The organism is Saccharothrix sp. ALI-22-I, assembly GCF_001984175.1.
In the GTDB taxonomy this organism is placed as follows: domain Bacteria; phylum Actinomycetota; class Actinomycetes; order Mycobacteriales; family Pseudonocardiaceae; genus Actinosynnema.
Map to the genome: position 1 here is coordinate 261560 of NZ_MTQP01000060.1, position 7496 is coordinate 269055.

Here is a 7496-nt window from a genome sequence, read left to right on the forward strand (position 1 = left end):
CACTCTGCCCTACCGGCGACGACGGATTGAGCTTTCATCCGGCGGTGAGGTCCAGGTTCAGTAGCACGTGAATGGCCCTTGGCCAGGCGTCCGGTGCGTCGGGCAGCAGTCGAGCTTGCGCAGGATGCGCCAAGTCTTGAGTTGGGCGGTGGCGCGTTCGCCGGGGCCGCGCACCGGGCGTGGGCCCGGTTGGCGCCCCGATGCCCGCCGACCTGGCGGTCGGGCTCACAACCACCCGGCACGGCGTCGGATACCGGCTGTTCGAGGACGTCGCCAACGCGCTGGTCGACCTGGCGCGTCACTCGATCGGGTGGGTGCCGGTATGAGCGATAGGGTCAAGCTGCGGTGGCAGGCGGCGCGTGTCACGCTGAAAGCGTCTGGCCATCACTGCGGAGCCCCGGCTTCGCTCCGCTGGTAGGCGGATACTCAATCCTGATCGCTGAACGCTCTATGGAACCCCCGGAACAACAATAGGCGAGGAAATCATGACAAGCACCCTAAGATTTGACGTAAAACCAATCGTTGTGGAGGTTTCTCTCAACGGGGAAACTTTCCACTTCGAGCGCTTGAAGGACACCGTCACCGTCGAAGCCCTGCAAGATGGCGACGCAATTGAGCAGCTTCGATCGTCTCACACGGTCGATGGCGGAAAGGTCGCGATACGTGATGAGAATGGTACGACGGCCGTATATTCGACTCGTGCCGATGGCGACGTCGTCCACATCACCATCGAGGTGAATGGCGAGACACACACGGTCGAAGTAACGGTCGGCGGCAACCCTGGCGAACTGTTCGAGAACCTCGGTGACGTCCGGCTCCCACAGTTGCACCGGATCCTGCGATTCGCTGAGCAAATCAAGACAAGCGCTGAACTCCGGGCCGCGCTGCCAGGATTCAATTCGAAGGGAGATGCTTTTCCGGGAGGAAACACTCCGCTGCAGTCCTCCCATGACTGTGAGCTCGCCTGCCTAATGGCCGTGGAACCCGGCAGTCCTCTCGTCCAAATTTTCGCTTCCGGATACTGCGCCTCCTGCATTGTTCATGGCCATTGAATCGGCAGGCAACACCCCACTTCCTGTCGAAGCTGTGCCACCCCTGATGCGGCGCGATATACCCGAAGCCATGGCTTTGACTCCGCGCGACTGGGCAATTTTTCCTGGACCGGACATGTCAGATGCTTTTCGTGGAATCGCCATCCACGCCTCGCTCAACAGTTCGGGGTCAGCCGACACGCCGCCAGGCTGGGCCGTCAAGCCGGCCGGATCAGGAGATCGGAAACAAGTACTCAAGTATTTCACTGCTTGCACCCGATGGGCTGATCGGCGCCACCAGGAGGACACATGACACCCCCAAATGCACGCCAGGGCGTTGTCCACGAAGCGCGCGAGACCGCGCTGGGCCTGCGACCTGCGGACGCACCGTTGCCGCAGCGTGCAACAGTCACTGAGGACTGCACTCTCTATTCAACCCTTGCGGACCAATACTACATACAAGCCCAGGTGGCCTACGCTTCAGGCGACTGGAAGTCGGGTGATTTCCATATAGCGATGGCCGACAATTTTCACAGACTATTCTTGCTGTGCTTGACCCCTTTCAATTTCCCCGGCAGCGGCTCTCCAATGGCCATTGAGGCGACTGAGGCGCATTTCCCTCTATCTGATCTATGGGCGCAACTGGAAACGCTCAGGACACTCACCGATCGTGAACGCCCACCGGCTCTGCGGGAAGAGCCACCCAAAGAGTTGACTGAGGGCGGCAATGTTTGCGATCAGTACGCAGTGGCCGCCCTTGCCTTGACGTCCCAAGCAATCCAGGCACATGAAGCCGGTGATATCGGGCTGACTTTCCTTTATGAGCAGCAAGCGCATGCATATTGGGCGCTGTATCAGTTGTGTCTGACTGCAACTCGTTCCGTAAGGTTTCCTTAAGGGCGGGCAGTCGGAATCGGAAGGAAATGGCGCGGAGCTGCACGTATCCTCACGAGCCCTGAACTCCGATATATGTGCTGGCGGCACGCGGATCAGAACGCTGGAGGACTTTTGAACGCGGTGTCGCATCTCAAACGCGAAGCCGCCAGGTCGCCTGCAAAGCGACAACAAGTACCGCAGGCGCCTGTGCGCCAAGGGGAATCGGCGCGTAGATCGCCCGTCTAGATCGCCCGTCTAGATCGCCCGTCTAGCTACATTTCTCCTGGTGGGAGGCCCGTTCCGGGGTGAAAATCGGGGTGGTCGTCCGCCGACGCCGTAGCTCCTATGGTCGTTGGAGGCCGTCGTCTAGCCGGGCGCCGGTACTACATTCCGAGATCATGTGGCAGCGGGTCGCCGCGTCGGCGGTAATGACTGATCAGGGCCCTGCCCAGGTGGACCTGGCGCCATAGCGCACGGGTGATCGCGGCGCCGACATCGACGACGCGGCTCAGGACGGTCGCGGCGAGCAGCCCACGGATCGCCGTGGTCGACAACGGCAGCAGAACCGACTTCAGCAGGCCGCCTCGCTCTCCCGGCACGCCGCCTCTTTTCCCCGGCCGGCGCGGGTGACCGCCAGGAAAGCCTGTGCCAGCATGCACATCGTGACGTGCCGGTGCCATGAGACCCACTTGCGAACCTGGTAGGCGTCCATCCCGAGTTGATCCTTACCGGTCTTGTTGTCCTCCTCGATCTTCCACCGCAGCCCGGCCGCTCGGACCATCGCCGCGAGCGTCGTGGCCACCGGCGCGTGCACCAGGAAGTACTCGATGTCATAGGACGCCGGCCGGCCCTTGTGTTTCCTCATGTCCTTGGACCGACGGATCAGCAGTGTGTGCCCGTATCCCGCGGCCGGGGGCTGTTCCTTCACCGTGACCGCGTGCATCGCCCAGTCGTACAGTCGGTGGCCCTTACTGCCCGCGCCGGCCGACCGTCGCTCCCACCGGTGGACGTGATCCCGCAGAATGTCCTTGCAGCACAACGCCTGCCCCCGTGCGTCGACCAGCGGCAGGTCGACCGGCACCGCCATGACGTAGGTGACGGCGCGGTCATGGCAGAACGCGCGCAGGCCCGGGTCACGACCGTAGCCGGCATCGGCGGCGAACCACCCGAACACCACGTTCGCCGCGAGCACACGCGCCAGCATCTGTTGCACCAGTTGGGGTTTCGTCGCGAACTCCCGGTCAGCGGGCACCCCGGCGGTCCGGCAGCGGTCCGGATCCGAGGTCCAGGACGCCGGCAGGTAAAGCTCCCGGTCGATGAACGCGTGCCCGGCCTCGGTGGCGTAGGTCAGCATCGGCATGACCTGGCAGTTCTCGGTCTGGCCGGTCAACCCGCAGTGCTGCGGGGCGACCCCGACACTCTTGTCGCCCTTCTTGATCGCCTGGGTGTCGTCGGCGATCACGGCGGCATCGGCCGATCCCAGGCCCGCCACCACGTAGTCACGCACCTGGTCCCGCAGCGTGTCGGCATCCCACACCGCGCCGTCGAGCAGGTGCTCGAACGGGCGTGGCGTGGCCAGCCCGGCGTGCTCGGCCAACCCCCAGGAGTTCTTCTTCGGCACATCGGCCAGCAACGCCCGCACCATCAGCCCGAACGTCACCTTCGGCTCCGGGCGGTTGAACATCCACCCCAAGCCCTCGGTGAGGGCCTGAAGGTCAGCGTCCCAGCCGGCGATGTCCTGAACAGTCACGCTCTCGACCATGACACGGGATACGCGCTGTCAGTCGACCCGGTTCAAGATCTCGGAATGTAGTACGGGCATCCGTCGCACGATCCGGGCAGCCCGTCGATCCCCGGCCGCGCAGACGGGCGACCACCTCCGCCCGGCGGACCGGAATGCGCTCGCCGGTCCGCACATCCCACTCCACCACCAGGTCCGAGATCTCCAGCACGGGTTGAGAGGACACTCGCCGACGACGGCCCAGCGGGGCGATCACGGCTGCTGGGGCTTGCGAACCAGCAGTTGGCTGTCGGGCGACCACCGGTAGGCGAGCGCGTGCAAGTGTGCCGTCACGTGGCCGGGACCACATCCGATATCGGCGACCGGTCCGGCGTTGTGGGCCTGCACGAGTTCGGCGAACGCGGCCGGCATCGCACGTTCCATCGGCCTGGTCTTGAGCATGTCGCTGACAAGCTCGGCGTAGAGGGTCGCGATGGCCCACGTCGTCAGGTGCAGCAGCGCGCGGAACGGGCAGTAGACCAGCGCCGCCGGCTCGTCGAGGCGCAGGTCGCGCATGTCGGCCTCGCGCAGGTCGAGTTCCACGCCCGCGTCGTCGGCGCGAGCACGGGCCTGATCAAGCATCGCGGGGGACACGTCGAGACCGACCACCCGCTGCCCGGTCGCTCGCGCGACCGGTACCGCGACGCGACCGTTCCCGACCGCGAGCTCAACCAACGGCCCATCGGCCTCGAGGGCCAGTTCGACGTAGAACGCGATGTCCTCCGGCATGTGCGCCGACCACTCCTCATAGCCGACCGCGAATGCCTCGTCCCAGCTCATGCCCTGGAGGCTGCCACGTCACGACCTGGCAGAGCCAGTCGATTCCGCGCACCCGCGGCTACCGCTTGCTGCCGACCTACGGGTGATCACCGACGACGCCCGGCGCTCCGGTCACCGTGAGCGGCGTACCGCTGGTTCGAGCAGCGACAAACTCCTCTGCTGCGCATCGAGGGCGACGCGGATCCCGACCGGCATCGGCAGGTTCGGGCCGGCGTGTCCGAACTCGACGTTGCCCAGGACCGGGATGTCACGGTCGCCGAGGACGTCGAGGACTATCTCGGGCAGGGTCGGGGACGCGTCGGGCCCGTCGAGTCCGTCGATCGCGTGCGGGACGCCCACGACCATGCCGGAGATCCGGTCGAGGATGCCGCAGTGCCGCAGCACTTGTAGATTGCTCCACACATACGATGCCTGGCCGCCCATCTCCTCCCAGAACAGCACCGCGCCGTCGAACCATTCGAGCGGCAGCGCGAAAGGCGTCGCCTGCGCCAGCACGATGCGATTGATCACCCCGCCGATCAGTCGGCCTTCGGTGCGACCGGCACGCCAGCACTCCCACGACGGACTGGCCGGCAGCGCACCGATCGCCTCCGTGCTGGTCAGCAGCGTCGAATAGAGCTTCTCAAGCTCCGCTCTGCGCGCCGCGGGCGCAGACTGCCACGCCCCGCCGAGTCCAGGGGTGGCCATGTCGGCATGGAAGCCGACCAGGCCCGTGCGCGCGTAGAGCACCAGATGCAGCAGCGAGATGTCGCTGTAGCCGAGGATCGGCTTGGGGTCGGCGGTGATCGCCTCGACGTCGATCAGGTCGAGGTAGCCGAGCGCCGTCTGGCCGCCGTCGTGCGCGATGATGGCGCGCACCTCGGGATCGCGCAGAAGAGCATTGAATTCCCTGGCGATCTCCGCCGGCGTGGCCGCGCTCCACCAACGGTGCCGCCCTGCTTCGAGCAGCGGTGCCCGGCGCACGCGGAATCCCATCCGCTCGAGCACGACCACCGCCTGATCGAGGTCGGGCTCGTAAACGGCATGGAGCGGCCCGGACAGCGATGCGATAACGACGAGGTCTCCGGGCCTCAGGGCACGAGGTCGAAGCGGCTGAGGCAGTGCGGTAAGGGCCACCGAGGCAGTATCCCGACACCCTCGGCAACACGCCACACATTTACCGATCGACCGCCCGGTACTGTCGGGTGGCCCGGAGGAGTCTCACCCCCGGGCTCCCGCAGATCCGTACGTGACAGTCTCCCGTCATACGGCTCTTGTCGTCCTGGTCATCAGGCAATCGGTGGTGCCCAGGCCCAACGGGCGAAATACCGGGGCCGTATCACCCTGGCAGCGCTCATCGCCGCGAGCGCCTTCTTCCAGGGCCGAAGCCGCCGGTACTTGTTCCTCAGCCATCGCAGCAGGTAGGCGTTGATGCGATGGAGGACGGGATACAGCTCCGAGCGGTGGAAAGCGCCGTAGTACGCCATCCACCCCCGCACCACCGGGTTGATCATCCCGGCGAGGTCCGCCTCGGAACTGCCGGTACGCCGGTGCAGCCGCCAGGACCGCACCTGTGCACCCATTTTCTTCAGGGCATCGCTGCTGACGGCCGGAAGGAAGCCGGTGAACTGCACACCATCCCTCCGCCGCGCCCGGCGTGGCCGGAACGTGAACCCCAGGAACGTGAACGACCGGTGCTCGAACTCACCAGGTCGGTTGCTGTCCTTGCAGTACACGATCCGGGTCTTGTCCGGGTGGAGCTCCAGCCCCACCTCGGCCATCCGCTCACGCAATGCGGCCAGGACCTTTCGGGCCTGGGCCAGGCTGGTGCAATGCACCACCGCATCGTCGGCGTACCTCTCGAAGGGCACCGCCGGGAACTCCCGGGCCAGCCACCGATCGAACGCGTAGTGCATGAACAGATTCGCCAGAACCGGCGAAACCGAGGACCCTTGTGGGGTTCCCCGTTTCCGCTCCAGCAGGGTTCCGTCGGGCTGCTGCACCGAAGCGGCCAGCCACCGCTTGACATACAGCACCACCCAACGGGCGTCGGTGTGCGCTTCGACCGCACGGACGACCAGGTCCCACGGGACGCTGTCGAAGAACTTCCGGATGTCCAGATCGACCACCCAGTCGAACTTCCAGCAGCGTTTCCGGCAGACCTCGACCGCGTCCAGCGCCGAGCGGTTCGAGCGATAGCCGTAGGAGTCAGGGTGGAACACCGGTTCCACCCGCGTCTCCAGGTGCGCGGCCACCACCGTCTGCGCCACCCGGTCAGCGACCGTCGGCACGCCCAAGATCCTCGTGCCTGCGCCGTACGGCTTGTCGATCTCGACTGCGCGCACCGGGGGCGGGAAGTACGTCCCCGAGGACATCCGGTTCCAGATGCGATACAGGTTGCCCCGCAGATCCTTCTCGAACTCCTCAATGGACTGTCCGTCCACCCCTGACGCTCCCTGATTCCCCTTCACCTTGAGCCAGGCGCTCCACACCTCGGTCTTCGAGATGTCGAACGGCTTGCCAGACGCTTTCAACTGGTCCATCAAGCTCCTCCCAGAGCACTTCTGGTTGGCCGAACGAACACCAGTCACGAACGACCCGGCCCCTTCGCTCCACCCCCGTTACAGAGGCTTCAGCACTACTACGAGCCGGTCCGCCGGCGTGTCCCGCGACGGTACTCACACCGCCCGCCCTTATTTCGGAAAGACTCTCCCTCTCGCTGCGACGCTGCACCGCAGCAGTGTCGGGACACGCCTTCTCACGTTCCATACGAGAGCCGCAGACCGGGCTCACGCCACCTATACGCCGGACACCACCTGGCCAATACGCGGGCACCCGCCAGGCTCATCCCGGGATCGAATGTGAACCCCGGTTTCGATGCCACCTATGATCCTTTCGACGCCTCGGACAGCGGTCGTCTTCCCGGTCCCCGTACTACATTCCGAGATCTTGAACCGGGTCGACTGACAGCGCGTATCCCGTGTCATGGTCGAGAGCGTGACTGTTCAGGACATCGCCGGCTGGGACGCTGACCTTCAGGCCCTCACCGA

8 protein-coding genes and 1 pseudogene are annotated in these 7496 nt (G+C 65.3%); 2 read left to right on the forward strand and 7 right to left on the reverse strand.

Going from position 1 to position 7496, the window contains the following annotated elements:
- Positions 1–34: 34 nt before the first annotated feature.
- Positions 35–197: pseudogene (locus ALI22I_RS53805) on the reverse strand (IS5/IS1182 family transposase); the annotation flags it as partial.
- Between the two features lie 3 nt (positions 198–200).
- Between ALI22I_RS53805 and ALI22I_RS54725 the strand changes: the two are divergent.
- Positions 201–326 carry a hypothetical protein gene (locus ALI22I_RS54725; protein ID WP_274522986.1) on the forward strand — a complete coding sequence of 42 codons (126 nt, stop codon included), beginning with the start codon at positions 201–203 and terminating at the stop codon, positions 324–326.
- 171 nt (positions 327–497) lie between these two features.
- Here ALI22I_RS54725 and ALI22I_RS20655 read toward each other — a convergent pair whose 3' ends face one another.
- Positions 498–950 (reverse strand): hypothetical protein, encoded by a 453-nt coding sequence (locus tag ALI22I_RS20655; protein WP_143532343.1) that lies wholly within the window; start codon positions 948–950, stop codon positions 498–500.
- Between the two features lie 390 nt (positions 951–1340).
- Here ALI22I_RS20655 and ALI22I_RS49425 point away from each other — a divergent pair, with 390 nt between their 5' ends.
- A complete protein-coding gene (locus ALI22I_RS49425) occupies positions 1341–1928 on the forward strand; it encodes a hypothetical protein (RefSeq protein ID WP_143532344.1) in 588 nt (195 codons plus the stop codon).
- 362 nt (positions 1929–2290) lie between these two features.
- Here ALI22I_RS49425 and ALI22I_RS20660 read toward each other — a convergent pair whose 3' ends face one another.
- From ALI22I_RS20660 to ltrA, 5 genes are all read right to left on the reverse strand, one after another.
- The gene (locus ALI22I_RS20660; protein WP_077007174.1) at positions 2291–2506 is read right to left on the reverse strand and encodes a hypothetical protein; all 216 of its coding nucleotides are present in this window, start codon (positions 2504–2506) and stop codon (positions 2291–2293) included.
- Complete coding sequence (locus tag ALI22I_RS20665) at positions 2479–3657, reverse strand: IS701 family transposase (protein WP_202971024.1); 1179 nt, start codon at positions 3655–3657, stop codon at positions 2479–2481. Before ALI22I_RS20665 ends, ALI22I_RS20660 begins: the two co-directional genes overlap by 28 nt.
- A 243-nt stretch (positions 3658–3900) precedes the next feature.
- Positions 3901–4467 (reverse strand): methyltransferase domain-containing protein, encoded by a 567-nt coding sequence (locus tag ALI22I_RS54730; RefSeq protein ID WP_202971025.1) that lies wholly within the window; start codon positions 4465–4467, stop codon positions 3901–3903.
- Between the two features lie 111 nt (positions 4468–4578).
- Entirely contained in the window at positions 4579–5619 is a 1041-nt protein-coding gene (locus tag ALI22I_RS20675; RefSeq protein WP_338013504.1) for a S66 peptidase family protein, read from the reverse strand.
- A 116-nt stretch (positions 5620–5735) separates the two neighbouring features.
- Positions 5736–6989: a group II intron reverse transcriptase/maturase gene (ltrA, locus tag ALI22I_RS20680; protein ID WP_077007176.1), complete on the reverse strand. Its 1254-nt coding sequence runs from the start codon at positions 6987–6989 to the stop codon at positions 5736–5738.
- Between the last annotated feature and the right edge of the window lie 507 nt (positions 6990–7496).

Excerpts from the sequence above, each read along its gene's own strand:
- ALI22I_RS54725 (WP_274522986.1), top strand. The coding sequence starts at position 201 with ATGCCCGCCGACCTGGCGGTCGGGCTCACAACCACCCGGCACGGCGTC.
- ALI22I_RS20655 (WP_143532343.1), bottom strand. The coding sequence starts at position 950 with ATGGGAGGACTGCAGCGGAGTGTTTCCTCCCGGAAAAGCATCTCCCTT.
- ALI22I_RS49425 (WP_143532344.1), top strand. The coding sequence starts at position 1,341 with ATGACACCCCCAAATGCACGCCAGGGCGTTGTCCACGAAGCGCGCGAG.
- ALI22I_RS54730 (WP_202971025.1), bottom strand. The coding sequence starts at position 4,467 with ATGAGCTGGGACGAGGCATTCGCGGTCGGCTATGAGGAGTGGTCGGCG.
- ltrA (WP_077007176.1), bottom strand. The coding sequence starts at position 6,989 with ATGGACCAGTTGAAAGCGTCTGGCAAGCCGTTCGACATCTCGAAGACC.